14 protein-coding genes and 1 pseudogene are annotated in these 15,867 nt (G+C 66.4%); 6 read left to right on the top strand and 9 right to left on the bottom strand.

The features are described from left to right. Positions 1-32 precede the first annotated feature (32 nt). The 4 genes from BV908_RS20595 to BV908_RS20580 all read right to left on the bottom strand — a co-directional run bounded on the left by BV908_RS20595 (position 33) and on the right by BV908_RS20580 (position 3,983). Positions 33-1,034 carry an IS1595-like element ISCsp2 family transposase gene (locus BV908_RS20595; protein ID WP_011805635.1) on the bottom strand — a complete coding sequence of 334 codons (1,002 nt, stop codon included), beginning with the start codon at positions 1,032-1,034 and terminating at the stop codon, positions 33-35. A gap of 134 nt (positions 1,035-1,168) precedes the next feature. Beyond that, entirely contained in the window at positions 1,169-2,482 is a 1,314-nt protein-coding gene (locus BV908_RS20590) for an HD domain-containing phosphohydrolase (RefSeq protein WP_103739090.1), read from the bottom strand. A gap of 151 nt (positions 2,483-2,633) precedes the next feature. Then, the gene (locus tag BV908_RS20585) at positions 2,634-3,272 is read right to left on the bottom strand and encodes a 3-oxoacid CoA-transferase subunit B (RefSeq protein WP_011805210.1); all 639 of its coding nucleotides are present in this window, start codon (positions 3,270-3,272) and stop codon (positions 2,634-2,636) included. 3 nt (positions 3,273-3,275) lie between these two features. After that, the gene (locus tag BV908_RS20580; protein WP_011805209.1) at positions 3,276-3,983 is read right to left on the bottom strand and encodes a CoA transferase subunit A; all 708 of its coding nucleotides are present in this window, start codon (positions 3,981-3,983) and stop codon (positions 3,276-3,278) included. A gap of 82 nt (positions 3,984-4,065) precedes the next feature. Between BV908_RS20580 and BV908_RS20575 the strand changes: the two genes are divergently transcribed. Beyond that, complete coding sequence (locus tag BV908_RS20575; protein WP_088886809.1) at positions 4,066-4,611, top strand: PAS and helix-turn-helix domain-containing protein; 546 nt, start codon at positions 4,066-4,068, stop codon at positions 4,609-4,611. 119 nt (positions 4,612-4,730) lie between these two features. Here the strand turns inward: BV908_RS20575 and BV908_RS20570 are convergent, their stop codons facing one another. Then, entirely contained in the window at positions 4,731-6,011 is a 1,281-nt protein-coding gene (locus BV908_RS20570) for an FAD-dependent oxidoreductase (RefSeq protein ID WP_015913295.1), read from the bottom strand. Between the two features lie 174 nt (positions 6,012-6,185). On the opposite strand from BV908_RS20570, the gene BV908_RS20565 reads away from it, so the two are divergent. The 3 genes from BV908_RS20565 (at position 6,186) to BV908_RS20555 (ending at position 9,025) form a co-directional block, all read left to right on the top strand. Next, complete coding sequence (locus tag BV908_RS20565) at positions 6,186-7,637, top strand: catalase (RefSeq protein WP_103739089.1); 1,452 nt, start codon at positions 6,186-6,188, stop codon at positions 7,635-7,637. Positions 7,638-7,743: 106 nt separating this feature from the next. Beyond that, complete coding sequence (locus BV908_RS20560) at positions 7,744-8,427, top strand: tRNA-uridine aminocarboxypropyltransferase (protein WP_103739088.1); 684 nt, start codon at positions 7,744-7,746, stop codon at positions 8,425-8,427. Positions 8,428-8,443: 16 nt separating this feature from the next. Then, a complete protein-coding gene (locus BV908_RS20555; RefSeq protein WP_103739087.1) occupies positions 8,444-9,025 on the top strand; it encodes a peroxidase-related enzyme in 582 nt (193 codons plus the stop codon). Between the two features lie 63 nt (positions 9,026-9,088). On the opposite strand, the gene BV908_RS20550 is transcribed toward BV908_RS20555, so the two are convergent. Further along, positions 9,089-10,741, bottom strand: coding sequence for a phosphoethanolamine--lipid A transferase (locus BV908_RS20550; RefSeq protein ID WP_103739091.1), 1,653 nt, complete (start codon positions 10,739-10,741; stop codon positions 9,089-9,091). A 163-nt stretch (positions 10,742-10,904) separates the two neighbouring features. Further along, positions 10,905-11,606 (bottom strand): phosphatase PAP2 family protein, encoded by a 702-nt coding sequence (locus BV908_RS20545; RefSeq protein ID WP_103739086.1) that lies wholly within the window; start codon positions 11,604-11,606, stop codon positions 10,905-10,907. Positions 11,607-11,747: 141 nt separating this feature from the next. On the opposite strand from BV908_RS20545, the gene BV908_RS20540 reads away from it, so the two are divergent. Together BV908_RS20540 and BV908_RS20535 are read left to right on the top strand one after the other, a co-directional pair. After that, entirely contained in the window at positions 11,748-12,428 is a 681-nt protein-coding gene (locus tag BV908_RS20540) for a response regulator transcription factor (RefSeq protein ID WP_103739085.1), read from the top strand. Continuing rightward, positions 12,425-13,783 carry an ATP-binding protein gene (locus BV908_RS20535; RefSeq protein WP_103739084.1) on the top strand — a complete coding sequence of 453 codons (1,359 nt, stop codon included), beginning with the start codon at positions 12,425-12,427 and terminating at the stop codon, positions 13,781-13,783. The genes BV908_RS20540 and BV908_RS20535 overlap by 4 nt, the downstream gene beginning before the upstream one ends. Before the next feature lie 68 nt (positions 13,784-13,851). Here BV908_RS20535 and BV908_RS20530 read toward each other — a convergent pair. Both BV908_RS20530 and BV908_RS20525 read right to left on the bottom strand, forming a co-directional pair. Next, positions 13,852-14,691, bottom strand: a pseudogene (locus BV908_RS20530) (methyl-accepting chemotaxis protein); the annotation flags it as partial. Between the two features lie 17 nt (positions 14,692-14,708). Continuing rightward, the gene (locus tag BV908_RS20525) at positions 14,709-15,674 is read right to left on the bottom strand and encodes an IS110 family transposase (protein ID WP_078465000.1); all 966 of its coding nucleotides are present in this window, start codon (positions 15,672-15,674) and stop codon (positions 14,709-14,711) included. Positions 15,675-15,867: the final 193 nt, after the last annotated feature.

Raw genomic sequence — 15,867 nt, 5'->3', positions numbered from 1 at the left:
TTAGCTCCAGCAGCCCCATTGATACTGTGATTTCATCCAGCAATGGTATCCGATTGGCTCTCCCCGGTGTTCTTGCTCACGACATCCCCATACGTCACTGGCGGCGTAACCACCGCTTGCTGCAGCAAGCGGTAAAACAGCATCCCGCGTGAGCTGGATGTGCGCCGGTTGAAACGGAACACGAATTCATCGAGATAGGCGTCCAGGTGGTCTGGCTGTACAGAGCCATGATGTGTTCCCAGCACCCAGCGCTGTACCAGTGAGGCGACCCGGTGCACTCCCGCCATGGAGACATGGGCAGGTACGCCTGAGCCGAGCATGACGGTGCGCTGGTGGGTGTAACCCAGTTCTCCCAGAGCGCGGTATGCCGCCGAACCATCCGTGCGTACCTGGGCTCCAGGCTCGACCACCTCCTGCACAAAGGGGATTACGTGGGTGGCGGCGTCTCGGTCAATGCGGCGTAACCGGATGCGCCCAAACCCCTTGGGCTCCACGATCTCCACCGCCATGACCATCAACACTTTGGTGGTGCTGCTCTTGCGCCCTGCAGGGGTGGCGGGATTCTTGCGATCCGTGATGGACAGGTACGTTTCATCCACCTCCACAAGCCCCTTGAGCTTGTCCCGGCCCGGGCGGACCATGGCACGTCGAAACCGGTGCAGCATGGTCCAGGCGGTCTGGTAGCTCCCCAAACCCAATACGCGCTGCAGCCCCAGGGCGCTCACGCCTTGTTTCTGATTGGTCAGGTACCAAGCTGCAGCCAGCCAGACACGCAGCGGTGTGCGCGTCTTGTCAAAGATGGTTCCAGATGTCACTGTGCCTTGGTACTGGCATGAGCGGCACATCAGGCGGGTGCGGCTGGCGCGGTACACATCGCCAGCGTTGCCGCAACGCGGGCAGACGAAGCCTTGGGGCCACCGAAGCTTCTCCAGGAACGCCTGGCAAGCCTCTTCGGTGGCAAACCAGTCAAGAAATTCGTTCCAGGTGCGGGGGTAGTCCCCTCCAGGAGTTGGCGTTAGCATCTGGGTTTCCATCCAGCTATTCTCACGTCACTGGAGCTAAATAGATACCCCTTTCAAATATACAGTAATCATCGGCGGTTGGCGGCTCCAACCCGGCCGGCGTCAGGGCCTAGCGTCTGATCCGGGGGTGCGTCAGGGAGCGAATCTCAGCGCTGCGCCAAGCGCACCGCGCAGGCATCGCGCCACTGCACGACCGCCTGGTCGCCCGCCTGCGGGCTGTGCTCCAGCGTGAGCCAGCGGCTGTGGGTGGCATCCACGATGCCCTGCAGCTGCCACAGGGCTTCCCGCCCCAGCAGGGCCAGTTCGGCCAGGCCTTGTTCATCGCCCTGCAGGTACTGCAGGGCCTCGGCCTGCTGCTGGGGATGGGAGCCGGCCTCGAACAGGGTTTTTTGCAGCGCGGAAAGCCGCTGCTCCACGAAGGCGCAGGCCTCGGATTCCGCAGCCTCTGGCTGCAGCCCGGCGCGGCGGGTGTCCCAGTCGCCGAAGGCCGTGGACAACTGCTCAATCAGCCGCTCCACATCTGCCGGCGTGACCTGTACATCGGTTTGCACGGCGCGTATCTGCAGCACGGGCAGCAGACAGGCGATGAGCGCTGCGGGGAACTTGCGGTGGTTCAGGCGCAGCGTGAGCGACAGGCGCTGGGCCGCGGCCTCGTTGGCGTATTTCTCGAAGAAGGCGGCCACCACCTCGGCCACCATCAGGATCTGCCCCATGAGCGAGATCTGGTCCCCCTGCAGGCCGCGCGGATAACCGCTGCCATCCATGCATTCATGGTGTTCCAGTACGGCCTGCTCCACCACGCGCGGGAACATGTTCTGCCCCCGGATGATCAACATGGCCGTGATGGGGTGCGCCATGAGCTGCTGGCGCCCGACGGCCGTCATCTTGTTGGCCGGGTCGTGCCAGACGGGGTCCATGTGCAGCACGCCGATGTCGTGCAGCAGCGCCGCCGTCGCCAGAGGCACGCATTCGCGGTCGCTCCAGCCGCTCTTGATGCCCAGGTACACGGCCGCCAGCATCATGCGCACGCTGTGCTCGAACAGCGCTGGATGCTGCTCGCGCATGACGGTGAGCTTGAAGGCCAGGGACGGCGGCAGCAGCATGGCGCGCACGGGCGCGAGCAGCTTCTCGGCGGTCATGCCCTCCAGCGTGTGCACCAGCAGATAGGCCAGCGTGTCGTGCTCGCACTGCGACGCGGCCAATTGCACGATGGACTGCACGTTGACCATGTCGTCCATGGCCAGATGCTCGTCGATGCTGCCGCGCAGCTTGTGCTTGACCAAGCGGTCGTAGAGCCGGCTGTCCACGCGCGCGCCCTTGTCCACCAGCTTGATGCCCCGATCGGTGTAGAGCGCTTCCTGCGTGACCACGGTGCGGCGATCGGCCATGTCGGTGATGGCGCGCAGGTAATGGCTGTCTCCGTCGGCAAAAGCCGCCGGGCTGAGGTCGGGTGCGTTCATGCGCAGACGAAATGTTAAAAAATGTCACGCGCACTATACGGCGCTTTGCCTTGCGCAAAAAGACAAAAAAGCCGGGTGATCCCACCCGGCCCGTAGTTTTGGCCCCGCGCCCCCGCCGTGCATGCGCATGCGGCCTGGCGGGTGCCTGCCCTCAGCGCAGCAGCGGCACGCCGGTCTTGGACTGGATGTCCTCGAAGCTCACACCCGGCGCCAACTCCACCAGCTTCAGGCCTTCGGGGGTGACGTCCATCACGCCCAGGTCGGTGATGATGCGGTCCACCACGCCCACGCCCGTCAGCGGCAGCGTGCAGGCCGGCAGGATCTTCAGGTCGGTGGTGCCGTCCTTCTTGCGCGCCACATGCTCCATGAGCACGATCACGCGCTTGACACCGGCCACCAGGTCCATGGCGCCGCCCATGCCCTTGACCATCTTGCCGGGGATCATCCAGTTGGCCAGGTCGCCCTTCTCGCTGACCTGCATGGCGCCCAGGATGGACAGGTTGATCTTGCCGCCACGGATCATCGCGAACGACTGGTCCGAACTGAAGATGGACGAACCGGGGATGGTGGTGACGGTCTGCTTGCCGGCGTTGATGAGGTCGGCATCCACCTTGTCCTCGGTGGGAAAGGCACCGATGCCCAGCATGCCGTTCTCCGACTGCAGCCACACCTCTTTGTCGCCGGTGAAATTGGCCACCAGCGTGGGAATGCCTATCCCTAAGTTGACGTAGAAGCCGTCTTCGAGTTCTTGCGCGGCGCGGGCCGCCATCTGGTCTTGGGTCCACGGCATGGTTCAGGCTCCTGCTTTCTCGGTGATGGTGCGCTTCTCGATGCGCTTCTCGGGGTTCGGGTTGTGCACGATGCGGTGCACGTAGATGCCGGGCAGGTGGATCTGGTCGGGGTCCAGCGCGCCCGTCTCCACCACCTCCTCCACCTCGACGATGCACAGCTTGCCCGCCATGGCGGCGGCCGGGTTGAAGTTGCGTGCCGTCAGGCGGAACTGCAGATTGCCCGACTTGTCGGCCCGCTGCGCCTTGACCAGCGAAACCTGCGGCACCAGCGAGCGTTCCATCACGTAGGTCTCGCCGTCGAACTCGCGCAGCTCCTTGCCCTCGGCCACGATGGTGCCCACGCCGGTTTTGGTGAAGAAGGCCGGGATGCCCGCGCCGCCGGCACGCAGCTTTTCGGCCAGCGTGCCCTGCGGGGTGAACTCCAGCTCCAGCTCGCCCGCGAGGTACTGGCGCTCGAACTCCTTGTTCTCGCCCACGTAGGAGCTGATCATCTTCTTGATCTGGCGCGTCTCCAGCAGCTTGCCCAGGCCGAAGCCGTCAACGCCCGCGTTGTTGGAAATCACCGTGAGGTCCTTCACGCCGCTGGCCTGCAGCGCATCGATCAAGGCCTCTGGAATGCCGCACAGGCCGAAACCGCCAACGGCCATCAGCTGGCCATCGGCCACGACGCCCTTGAGCGCTTCGGCCGCCGAGGGGTAAAGCTTGTTCACTACAGTCTCCTGGTTTGCTGGGTGGATACGCTACGATACTACGTAGTTTTTTAAGTAGTTTTCCCTAAAGACTTGCACCACTATGAATGTTGCCGACTACCGCTTGGCCTTCGAGATGGCACCCGTGGGCCTGGTGATTTCGCGCAACCGCACCATGGTGGATTGCAACCGACATGTGTGCGAGATGTTCGGCGCCTCGCGCGAACTGCTCATCGGCCAGTCGTTCCAGATCCTCTACCCCAGCCCGGACGAATATGAGCGGCTGGGCGCACGCATGGCGCCCATCCTGAACGCACGCGGCCACTATGCCGACAACCGCATCATGAAGCGCGCCAACGGCGAAACCTTCTGGTGCCACGTGTCCGGTCGCGCGCTGGATCGCAACGATCCGCACGCCTCGGGCATCTGGAGCTTCGAGGACCTGAGCGCGCAGCGCCCCGTGCGCGCCGAGTTGACGGCGCGCGAACGCGAGGTGGCCGCGCGGCTGCTGGACGGCATGACCTCCAAGGAGATCGGCCGCGCGCTGGACATCAGCCACCGCACGGTGGAGATCTACCGCGCGCGGCTCATGCGCAAGTACGGCGCGTCCACGGCCGCGGACCTGGTGCAGAAGCTGCTGGCGGGATAAGTCATCAAAAAAGTGAGCTGTTGGCGCTTGCCACTCAAGCAATTCAAGGCGCTTATTGCCTGAAATCAAGTCGCAGCAAGCGCTGCCAGCTATGGTTTTTGAAACCGCCGTCGCGCCGGTCAGTGCAGTTTGAGCCGCCCCGACACGCGTTGCTGCAGCAGCCGCGCCAGCGCCAGCACCGCCGTCTTGCCCAGGCCCAGGATGGCGCGGTGGTGCATCAAGTGCAGCGACATGTACATCCACTTGGCGATCAGCCCTTCCACGAAGAAGTTGCGCCCCGCCAGGCCGCCCATCAGGTTGCCCACGCCCTTGTTCTCGCCCAGCGACACGAGTGAGCCGAAGTCGCGGTAGACGAAGGGCTGCGTCACCTCGCGCTCGCGCAGCAGCGCCAGCAGCACGCGCGCCAGGTAGTCGGCCTGCTGGTGCGCGGCCTGCGCGCGTGCCGGCACCATGCGCCCGCCCTCCCACACGCAGGCCGCGCAGTCGCCCAGGGCCAGCACGTCAGGGGCCGAGGTGCGCAGCCGCTCGTCCACCACGAACTGGTTGAGCCGGTTCACTTCCAGGCCCAGCGCGGCGTTGGCGTCCGCGGCCTTGATGCCCGCGGCCCAGACCATCATCTCGGCCGCGATCTCTCCGGCCGAGGTGACCAGCACGCCCGGACGCAGCTCCAGCACACGTGTGCCCGTCATCACCCGCACCTGCTTGCGGCGCAGGGCCACGGCGGCCTGGGCAGAGATGCGCTCGGGCAGGCCGCCCAGAATGCGGTCGCCCGCCTCCACCAGCGTCACGTCCAGCCGAAAACGCTGGCTGCTGCCCAGGCTCTCCAGCAGTTCGGCATGGGCTTCCAGCAGCTCGGCGGACAGCTCCACGCCCGTGGCGCCCGCGCCTACGATGGCGATGGACAGCGCGCGCTTGTCCGTGAACGATGCCCGCGCGCAGGCGCTCAGCCAGTCGGCATGAAAGCGCTGTGCATCGCGCACGTTTTCCAGCAGATAGGCGTGTTCGATGCCCGGCGTGCCAAAGGCGTTGGAGCCGCTGCCCAGCGCCAGCACCAAACGCGTGAAGCTCAGCGTGCGCGCGGGCACCACCTCCTCGCCATGTGCATTGCGCTGAGGGGCCAGGGCGATGGTCTTGCGCGCGGCGTCCAGCCCGGCCAGTTCGCCCATGGTGAAGCTGAAATGGTTGCGCCGCGCGAGCACGGGGTACGACAGACCCTCCTGATGGGCGTCCAGCGTCCCGGCCGCGACTTCGTGCAGCGTGGGCTTCCAGATGTGGAACGCAAAGCGGTCCACCAGCAGCACCCGCTCACGCCCTTGGCGCGGCCCCAGCGCGCGGCCCAGGCGTGCAGCCAGTTCCAGGCCGCCGGCCCCACCCCCCACGATCACGATGTCGTAATGCATGTCAAACCTTCTTCCAGGTTACCGCTCTACAGTGTAGGCAAGCCTGCGTCTATTGCCGCGTTGCGGAAATTCAATGGGTTTGGGCTTGCCGTTTAAATAGATAGAAACAATAATTCTCCAAAACAAATAGTTCACATCTATTTAACCCGCAGCAGTCCAGAAAGGAGCTCTCCCATGACCCATCGCCTCACTACCGCCGCCGGCGCACCCGTGGCCAATAACCAGGATTCGCTGACCGCGGGCCCGCGCGGCCCCATGCTCCTGCAAGACCTGTGGCACCTGGAAAAGCTCGCCCACTTCCACCGCGAGGTGATCCCCGAGCGGCGCATGCACGCCAAGGGCTCGGGCGCCTTCGGCACCTTCACCGTGACGGGCGACATCACCCGCTACACCCGCGCCAAGGTGTTCTCGGCGATCGGCAAGCAGACCGAGTTGTTCGCGCGCTTTTCCACCGTGGCCGGTGAGCGCGGCGCGGCCGACGCCGAGCGTGACATCCGCGGCTTCGCCGTGAAGATGTACACCGAGGAAGGCAACTGGGATCTGGTGGGCAACAACACGCCGGTCTTCTTCTTCCGCGACCCTCTCAAGTTCCCCGACCTGAACAAGGCCGTCAAGCGCGACCCCTACACCAACATGCGCAGCGCCGAGAGCAACTGGGACTTCTGGACCGGCCTGCCTGAGGCGCTGCACCAGATCACCATCGTGATGAGCGACCGCGGCATTCCGCGCGGCTACCGCCACATGCACGGCTTCGGCTCGCACACCTACAGCCTCATCAACCACGCGGGCGAGCGCCATTACGTGAAGTTCCACTGGGTCTGCCAACAGGGCATCGAGAACCTGTCCGACCAGGAGGCCGCCGCCGTGGTCGCCCATGACCGCGAAAGCAGCCAGCGCGACCTGCTGCAAGCCATCGACCGTGGCGACTTCCCGAAGTGGAAGCTGTGCGTGCAGATCATGACCGAAGCGCAGGCGCAGACCTACCGCTTCCACCCCTTCGACCTGACCAAGGTGTGGAGCAAGAAGGACTTCCCGCTGATCGAGGTCGGCGTGATGGAGCTCAACCGTAACCCCGACAACTACTACGCCGACGTGGAGCAGGCCTCGTTCGCGCCCAGCAACCTGGTGCCCGGCATCGGCCCTTCGCCCGACCGCATGCTGCAGTCGCGCCTGTTCTCGTACGCCGACGCCGCGCGCTACCGCCTGGGTGTGAACCACCACCAGATCCCGGTGAACGCCGCGCGCTGCCCGGTCAACATTTACCACCGCGACGGTGCCATGCGCGTGGACGGCAACGCCGGCCGCACCATTGCGTACGAACCCAACACCAAGGGTGCGTGGCAGGAGCAGCCCGAGTTCGCCGAACCGGTGGAAAAGCTCTACGGCGACGCCAGCCGCTGGAACTACCGCGAGGACGACGATGACTACTTCACCCAGCCCGGCGACCTGTTCCGCCTGATGACGCCGGAGAAGCAGCGCCTGCTGTGCGAGAACACCGCGCGCAACATCAACGGCGTGTCGCAGCACATCATTGACCGCCACATCGCGCACTGCACCCAGGCCGACCCGGCCTACGGCGCCGGCGTGAAGGCTGCCCTGGAAGCCGTGCGCGCCGGCACGCTGTAATAAGCACCGCCGCCGCCCTGCCCAGGCCCGCACCCGGGCCAAGCATCAAGATACCGCCCAGCCCTTACCTGACAAGCGCTGGGCGCTTCTGTTTTTGACAAGCCCGATGCCCTCCTGCACCCACCTGCCCCGCCGGCCCGTATGCCCCCGCTGCCAGCGCCCCGCCGCAGCCTGCATCTGCGCCGCCGTGCGGCCCGTGGCGCACCAAGTGCAGGTACTGATCCTCATGCACCCGCTGGAGCAGCACCAAGCCAAGGGCACGGCACGGCTGCTGCACCTGTGCCTGACGGGCAGCCGCATCGTGGTGGGCGAAACGTTCGGCGACGCTGCCTTGGCGCAGGAAATCAACGCCCCCTGGGTTGATGGCGACCGGCAGGCACCGCGCCACGCAGTGCTGTTGTACCCGCCCACGCCGCCCGACCCGCAGCACCCCATGCTGCCCGCACCGCCGCTGTCGACCGACTGGCTGGCAGCGCCCGAACGGCTGCGCCTGGTGGTGCTGGACGGTACCTGGCGCAAGAGCCGCAGGATGCTGTGGGCCAACCCTGCGTTGCAGGCCCTGCCGCGCCTGGCCCTGCAGCAGGTACCGCCCACGCGTTACGCCGTGCGCAAGGCGCACGCGCCGCACCAGCTCAGCACGCTGGAGGCCGCGCAGTGCGCACTGCAGCAACTGGAACCCGCCAACCCGTACATCGCCGCACTGGGTCAGGCCATGGACGCATTGATGGCGCTGCTGTGCTCGCGCGAAGGTGCAGCACGCTCGGCTATGCTCGGACCAGACCTTTCATAAAAAATCGGAGACACCCATGGCCGAGCGCTATCCCTTCCCCGACCTGAACACATTGCCCGAGGACATCCGCGCCCGCATCCTGGAGGTGCAGGAAAAGGCCGGGTTCATCCCCAACGTGTTCCTGGCGTTCGCCCGCCGCCCGGCCGAATGGCGCGCGTTCTTCGCCTACCACGATGCGCTGATGCTGAAGGAAGAAGGCAGCCTCACCAAGGGCGAGCGCGAGATGATCGTCACCACCACCAGCGCTGCCAACCAGTGCCTGTACTGCGTGGTGGCACACGGGGCTATCCTGCGCATCTACGAGAAAAAGCCGCTGGTGGCCGATCAGGTGGCGGTGAACTACCGCAAGGCGGACATTTCTGCGCGCCAAAGGGCGATGCTGGACTTCGCCATGAAGGTCTGCCAGCGCGCGCACGAGATCGAGGACGCCGACTTCGAGACGTTGTACCCCCACGGGTTTGACGACGAGGATATCTGGGACATTGCCGCGATCACGGCGTTCTTCGGCCTGTCCAACCGTATGGCCAGCTTTGCCGGCATGCAGCCCAATCCCGAGTTCTACCTGATGGGCCGCCTGCCGCGTGAGAAGAAGGCCTGAGCGCCAAGACGCTCTTAAAACAATAGCTGCTCGCGCTTTATAGATAAGCGCTGGCTGCTGTTTTTATTTGGATGCCAATACGGCGCTCCGGCAGCCGCTGAAGGCATCCAGCGGGCGCTGGTAGGAAGGCGACTGCACGTCCAGCAGGCCCAGCACGGTGTGGTAGAGGTTGTCGTGCGTCAACGGCGCATCGCCGCTGGCGCGCAGGCAGTCGGACGCCAACCCGTCACGGCGCAGGAAGGAGGTGTCCATCCACGCCACCATGGGCACGTGCTTTTGCATGTCGGGCGCCACGCCGTAGGGCATGCCGTGCAGGAACAACCCGTACTCGCCCAGCGACTCGCCATGGTCGCTCAGGTACAGCAGGGCCGTGTCGTACTTGGCGCTCTGGCCACGCAGCCAGTCGATGGTCTTGCCCAGGAAGGCGTCCGTTGCGGCGATGGAGTTGTCGTAGGCGTTCACCAGTTCGCCGTGGGTGCAGTCGGCCAGCACTTCCGTGCGGCATTCGGGCATGAAGCGCTTGCCTGCATCGGCCGAGCGCTTGTAGTAGGCCGGCCCATGGCTGCCCATCTGGTGCAGCACCAGCAGCACGCCGCGCTCGCGCTGCGCCGCAGGCAAGGCGGCCAGGCGCGCATCCAGGTTGTGCAGCATGGCCTCGTCGCGGCATTCTCCGCCATCGCACAACTGCTTGCGCGCCTCGGCATCCAGGCCTTCGGCGGCCGATGCGTGCGGCACGCGGTCGCACACGCCCTTGCAGCCGGACTGGTTGTCCAGCCACAGCACGCCCATACCCGCGGCCTGCGCCACGTCCAGCAGGTTCTCGTAGTCGTTGTCACGCGACTCGAATGCACTCTTGCCCAGTGGCGAGAACATGCAAGGCAGCGACGCCAGCGTGCTGGTGCCGCACGAGCGCACCTCGCGCCAGCTCATCACGTTGCGTTTGGTCAGCTCCGGCGTGGTGTCGCGGCCATAGCCGTTGATGCCGAAATGGTCCGCGCGCGCCGTCTCGCCCACCACCAGCACGAACAGCGTGGGCCGCGCCCCGGCCGCATAGCTGGCGCCCAGCGCGGCGCCCTGGGTCATCGGCACCAGCGTGCGGCTGCGCGCGAACAACGGTCGCAGGGCCGACACGGAGGTGGAGTACAGGCTGGCCAAGGGGTTCATCAGGTAGCGCAGGTGCGGGTGGTTGCGCATCAGCGGCGCCAGGTCCCGCGACATGGCCGCCACCGTGCCGGCGGCCAGACCCAGCGCCAGCACCAGCAGCGCCAGGTTGCGGCCCACCTGGCGCAGCGGCCGCATGGCGGGAATACGCACACGCAGCAACCACCAGGAGGGAAGCGCCGCGACGGCCAGCACCGCAGCCAGCATGCGCAGGCTCAGCAGATCGGCCACCTCGCGCGCATCCGTCTGCAGCACGTTGGCGGCCATGCTGGGGTCCATGACCACGCTGTAGGTCAGCATGTAGTACTGCGACAGCGCGGCCACCATGACCACCAGCCACCACAGCAGCTTCATGCCGCGCGTCCAGGCGGTGAATGCCAGAATGGCCACCGTGCCGCACGCCGTCAGCACAGCCAAGGCAGCCGCTGAACGCAGGTACAGGCTGGGCGCGCCGCCAATGCGCGTGATCTGCAGCCACAGCGGCCAGTTGGCCGCCAGTACCAGGTACAGCGACAGGCGCACCACCACCTGCTGCGCCGACAGCGGGGTGGTCATCCAGCCATCCAGCCGGCGCAACGCACCACGCAAGAGGCCTTCGTCGGGGGGGCTGGCAGATGACACAAGCGGCACGGAGGCCGAGGAGGCAGAGGCAATGGAGGCGCGCGAAGACATGCCGCCATCGTGGAACCTGCCACTGAAGCCAAGCTGAAGACGCCGCTCAGGCTTCGTTCAGCTTTGTATCTGCCGCTACTCCCAGGCGCACGTGCAGCTGCGCCAGACTTTCCCACGCAAGGCCCACGGTCCAGCAGGTCCAGGCGGACCACAGAGTGTGGCTCATGAAATGTGCGCCGCGCATCTGCTGCGCCCAGCCCAGTGCCAGCCCGGCCATCAGAGCGCCTGGCAGCCAGAGGCGCGCCACGTTCGGCGCCGCGCGGCGCAGTACGAACCAGCCCGCTACAAAACCAAACGCGGCCGAGGCATGCCCCGCAGGGAAGCAGTGCCCCGGCCCCAGGTCGCGCACGCCCCACACCCAGTGCGAGATGTACTGCGCCACCCCGCCGAACTCGGCCAAATCCCAGGGACAGCTGGTAGTGTTCAGGCGCTTGGCCACCGAAACCGCCAGCATCGCACCGATGACGGACAGCACCAGTTGCGCGCGCTGCGCCGGCGCCATGACGCGCAGGAATCCCCAGGGCCGCCACACCCCCACCGCCAGCGAAGCCAGCAGCGCACCGCTGGCATAGCGCGGACCCTCATGCGTCAGCAGGCCAAAGGTGTGGTGGTCACGCCAGGCAAAGCCCTGCGCCCCGCCAAACAGGCGGGCCAATGGCAAGTCCAGGCCCGAAGCGTCCCACAAGACGAGCAACAGGAAAAGCAACAACGTCACCGCATACAGGCGGCGCAAATTCCAGAAGGGCATGGCAAGGGAGGGCGGCACAACACCGCCATGGGCAGAAAACGGCACCCCCTCAGGCTACGCCCGCGGCCTGAATGCACCATGAACACCAGACCGCCTGCAGCGCCCTACACTTTCGGCCTCACCCACCTTAGAGAAATCTGCATGCGCGTGCTGCTGGTAGAAGACGACGAAGCCCTGTCCGAGGCCGTGTGCGGCTATCTGCGCGCCAAGGCCTTCGTGGTCGATGCCGTTCCCAGCCTGGCGCAGGCCGGCGCCGCCCTGCGCGCGGCCCAGTACGCCGCGGTACTGCTGGACCTGCACCTGGCCGATGGGGTTGGCCTGAGCCTGCTGCCGCAGATCCGTGCCCTCAAGGACCGGCCCATCGTCATCGTGCTGACGGCGCGCGACCAGGTCAGCGACCGCATCGCCGGCCTGGACGCGGGAGCGGACGACTACCTCGTCAAGCCCTACGACCCCGGTGAACTGCTGGCCCGCCTGCGCGCGGTGGAACGCCGCCGCAACGCCGCCTATGTACCGGTATTGGCGCTGGGCGACCTGCAGATCGACCTGTCGCGCGAGCAGGTGCGCCGCGCCGGGGTGCCGATCGCGCTCACGCAGAAGGAATGGGCGCTGCTGCGCGTGATGGCAACCCGCCCCGAGCGCATCCACACGCGCGAAAGCCTGCAGGACGCGCTGTATGGCTTTGACGACGAGGCCGACAGCAACACGCTGGAGGTGTTCATCAGCCGGCTGCGGCGCAAGCTGGGGCGCGAACACATCGAGACCCTGCGCGGGTTGGGCTACCGCCTCGTGCACCGTCCTGACGAAGGCGCAACGGCATGAGGGCGCACCTGCGCGGACCATTGCGCACGCAGACCCTTGCGGGGCGACTGACGCGCAGCCTGATCCTCTGGGTGGGCGGCGTGTGGCTGCTGTGCGTGCTGGGCGTGGTGTGGTACACGGACCGCGAGATCAGTTACAACTTCGACAACGAATTGGTCGAGGTCTCACACCGTTTCTTCGATATTGCCCTGGACCACCTGGACGCGGCCGGCCCGCGCGACGCGGCCGAGGGGCCGCTGGTCCTGCCCTCTCCGGGATCGTTTGCCGATGCCGACCTGCTCTACCAGATCGTCGCGCCCGACACGCGCGTGCTGGCGCGGTCGGCCGAGGCCCAGCCCGAGCAGTTCGACGTACCGCTGGCGCCGGGCTTCGCGAACACGCACGGATGGCGTGTCTACACCCTGTCGCACCCCACTCGCCCCCTCTTCATGCAGGTGGCCGACCCGCTGCACGAGCGGCGCGAGGCGGTGAACCGCACCCTGGTCGGCCTGGGCATCGTCATGGTGGCCATGCTGCCCCTGCTGGCGCTGCTGCTGCGGCGCATCGCGCGGCGCGAATTGCAGGTGCTGGACGCTCTCACGCACGAGATCAGCCTGCGCGACGGGCAGCAGCTCACCCCGATCGCCCTGCCCGGCCTGCCGCGCGAACTGCGCAGCGTGGAAGACCATGTGAACCGGTTGCTGGACCGCCTGTCCCGCGCGTTGGACGTGGAGCGCGCCCTGGCCGCCAACGCCGCGCACGAACTGCGCACGCCGCTCACCGCGGCCCGCCTGCGGTTACAGACCGCGCTGGAACATGGCCTGCACCATGACGATGTGCAGGCCGCCATCGCCGCGCTGCAAACGCTGAGCCGCCGCACCGAAAAGCTGCTGCAGCTGTCGCGCGCCGAGTCCAGTGCTCCCTATACCCGGGAGCCCGTGGACCTGGCCCAACTGGCCACCACGGTGGCGCAGGAGTTTTGGCAGGATGATCGCGCCGCCGACCGGCTGGACCTGGTGACCGCCTACGAAGGGCCTGCGCCCGTGGCGCGGGGCGACTTCGACGCCCTGGCCATTGCCCTGCGCAACCTGCTGGAGAACGCACTGAGCTATGCCGGTGACAGCGCGGTGGAACTCATCGTGGGCCCCGGCTGCGCCATCGCCGTGCGCGACCACGGCCCGGGTGTGAGCAGCGACCGCCTGCAGACCCTGCAGCAGCGCCATGTGCGCCAGAGCGCGGACCGCACGGGGTATGGGCTGGGTCTGTCCATCGTCGCGACCATTGCGGCCAAGCACGATGCCCAGCTACAACTCACGTCACCCCTGGCTGGCGAGGCTGGCGGGTTCGAGGCGCGGCTGTTGCTGACGCCCAGGTAAGCCAGCCGTTGCCCATACGCCAGCGCCAGGCCCCGGGGGCCCGGCGGGGTGTGCGGTGGTATCCAGGATCAGGCCTGCGGTGCCGGCAACGCGACTGCCGAGGAATCAACGCGAAAGACCCCTACGGCCTGGGCCACTTGCGCCGCCTGGCCCTGCAGCGATTGCGTCGCAGCGGTGGCCTCTTCGACGAGCGCGGCATTCTGCTGCGTCGCCTGGTCCATGTGCGCCACCGCGATATTCACCTGCTCGATGCCCGAGCTCTGTTCACGGCTTGCCGCACTGATTTCGCCCACCAGGGCGCTCACCTGGTCAACGCTGCGAATGATGTCCTGGATGGATGTGCCGGCCTTCGCCACGAGTTGGTTACCCGCCTCGACGGTATCGACCGAACGTCCGATCAAGTCCTTGATCTCCTTCGCCGCTTCGGACGAACGGCCGGCCAATGAGCGCACCTCGGAGGCCACCACGGCAAACCCCCGCCCTTGCTCGCCGGCCCGTGCCGCTTCAACCGCCGCGTTGAGCGCAAGGATGTTGGTCTGGAAGGCAATGGAGTCGATCACGCCAATGATGTCCACGATCTTGCGCGACGACGCGTCGATGGCGCGCATGGTCTGCATCACATCGTCCATCACCTGGCCGCCCTGCTGTGCCTGGTCCGCCGCCGTGCGTGCCAGCTGGTTGGCTTGATGGGCGTTGTCGGCGTTTTGACGCACCGTCGACGTCAGCTCTTCCAGGGAAGCGGCCGTTTCCTCCAGCGAACTGGCCTGCTGTTCCGTGCGCCGGGACAGGTCCAGGTTGCCCGCGGCAATCTCTGCCGACGCACCCGCAATGCTGTCGGCGCCCTGGCGCACTTCGCCCACGATGGCACGCAAACGGTCGGTCATGGCTTGCAGCGCTTGCAGCAGCTGAGTAACCGTCTTCGAAGTCAAGCGCAATGAAGCGACTTGTCCCAAGGTTTTCCAGTGCGCACCATGGCGTTGAGCGTGGTGAGCAACTTGCGCATGCAAGCGACCAGGGCGACCTTGGGCAACTTGCCAGCGGCCTTCAGACGCTCGTAGAAGGCCTTGATGGCCGGGTTGTAGCGGGTGGCCGTGAGCGTTGCCATGTACAGCACGCGGCGGATCTCGAAGCGCCCGCCTTGTACGCGCCGCCTGCCCTTGCTGCCGCCGGAGTCATTGGCCATGGGCGCCACGCCCACCAATGCAGCGATCTCGCGCCGGTTCAGCCGGCCCAGCTCTGGCAGCTCGGCAATCATCGTGGCACTGGCCACCGGGCCGACTCCCGCAGCCGACTGCAGCAGCGTGTCGAGCTCCCCAAAGTGCTCGCGCACATGCGTGACCATCTGCTCTTCGATCTCATCGAGCTGCGCCTTGATCGCCGCCTCGATGGCCTCGATGCTGGCGTGCAGCTTCTTGGGCGTGATCTGCAGCCGTTGGCGCTCCGAATGGAGCATGGTCAGCAACTGGCGCCTGCGCGTGACCAGGGCCGCGAGCCACTGCTGGCGCTCATCGGCCAGGGGGCGCAAGAAGCGCTGCAGATCGTCGCGGCGCAGCAGCACCGCTGCCAGCTCGGCCAGCGTGCGCGCATCCACCGCGTCGGTCTTGGCCAGGCGTCCCATGGATTTGGCGAAGTCGCGCGCCTGGCGCGGGTTGATGACCGCCACGGGCAGGCCTGTGGCCTGCAGGGCACACGCTAACGCGGCCTCGTAGCCGCCGGTGGCCTCCATCACCACCAGACCCACGTCCAGGGGCTGCAGGGCAGCCGCCAGCGCCGAGTGGCCTTCGGCATCGTTGTCAAACCGCTGGGCGCTGCTCTTGGCACCCAGCACACAGACATCCACGTGCGCCTTGGCCACGTCGATGCCCACCGTCACTGAGGTAACAGACATGATCTTCAGATCCCTTGCTTGTGCATGCGCGCTCAATCAAGGCGCGCGTAACCGTTCGGGCTTCACGAAGACCAGCGCGGCGGCCATGCGTTCTGTACTCAGTCACGGGCTCTATCACCCCAGCGCCTACCAAACTGCACGGGCCGGTCTGGCCGCCTCAACGGCGTTCAGACTCTACCGCGCTGGTCTGGTTTAA

Source organism: Diaphorobacter sp. LR2014-1, from assembly GCF_002916785.1.
In the GTDB taxonomy this organism is placed as follows: Bacteria; Pseudomonadota; Gammaproteobacteria; order Burkholderiales; family Burkholderiaceae_C; genus Diaphorobacter; species Diaphorobacter nitroreducens.
The sequence above is the reverse complement of the archived record's forward strand: the minus strand, read 5'-3'. Positions and strand labels throughout refer to the sequence as shown.

Bases quoted from the DNA above. Each gene is read 5' to 3' on its own strand.
- BV908_RS20550 (WP_103739091.1), bottom strand. From the start codon at position 10,741: ATGACCACCCCGCTGTCGGCGCAGCAGGTGGTGGTGCGCCTGTCGCTG.
- BV908_RS20585 (WP_011805210.1), bottom strand. From the start codon at position 3,272: ATGCCGTGGACCCAAGACCAGATGGCGGCCCGCGCCGCGCAAGAACTC.
- BV908_RS20535 (WP_103739084.1), top strand. From the start codon at position 12,425: ATGAGGGCGCACCTGCGCGGACCATTGCGCACGCAGACCCTTGCGGGG.
- BV908_RS20560 (WP_103739088.1), top strand. From the start codon at position 7,744: ATGCCCTCCTGCACCCACCTGCCCCGCCGGCCCGTATGCCCCCGCTGC.
- BV908_RS20575 (WP_088886809.1), top strand. From the start codon at position 4,066: ATGAATGTTGCCGACTACCGCTTGGCCTTCGAGATGGCACCCGTGGGC.
- BV908_RS20595 (WP_011805635.1), bottom strand. From the start codon at position 1,034: ATGGAAACCCAGATGCTAACGCCAACTCCTGGAGGGGACTACCCCCGC.
- BV908_RS20555 (WP_103739087.1), top strand. From the start codon at position 8,444: ATGGCCGAGCGCTATCCCTTCCCCGACCTGAACACATTGCCCGAGGAC.
- BV908_RS20540 (WP_103739085.1), top strand. From the start codon at position 11,748: ATGCGCGTGCTGCTGGTAGAAGACGACGAAGCCCTGTCCGAGGCCGTG.
- BV908_RS20545 (WP_103739086.1), bottom strand. From the start codon at position 11,606: ATGCCCTTCTGGAATTTGCGCCGCCTGTATGCGGTGACGTTGTTGCTT.
- BV908_RS20570 (WP_015913295.1), bottom strand. From the start codon at position 6,011: ATGCATTACGACATCGTGATCGTGGGGGGTGGGGCCGGCGGCCTGGAA.
- BV908_RS20565 (WP_103739089.1), top strand. From the start codon at position 6,186: ATGACCCATCGCCTCACTACCGCCGCCGGCGCACCCGTGGCCAATAAC.
- BV908_RS20590 (WP_103739090.1), bottom strand. From the start codon at position 2,482: ATGAACGCACCCGACCTCAGCCCGGCGGCTTTTGCCGACGGAGACAGC.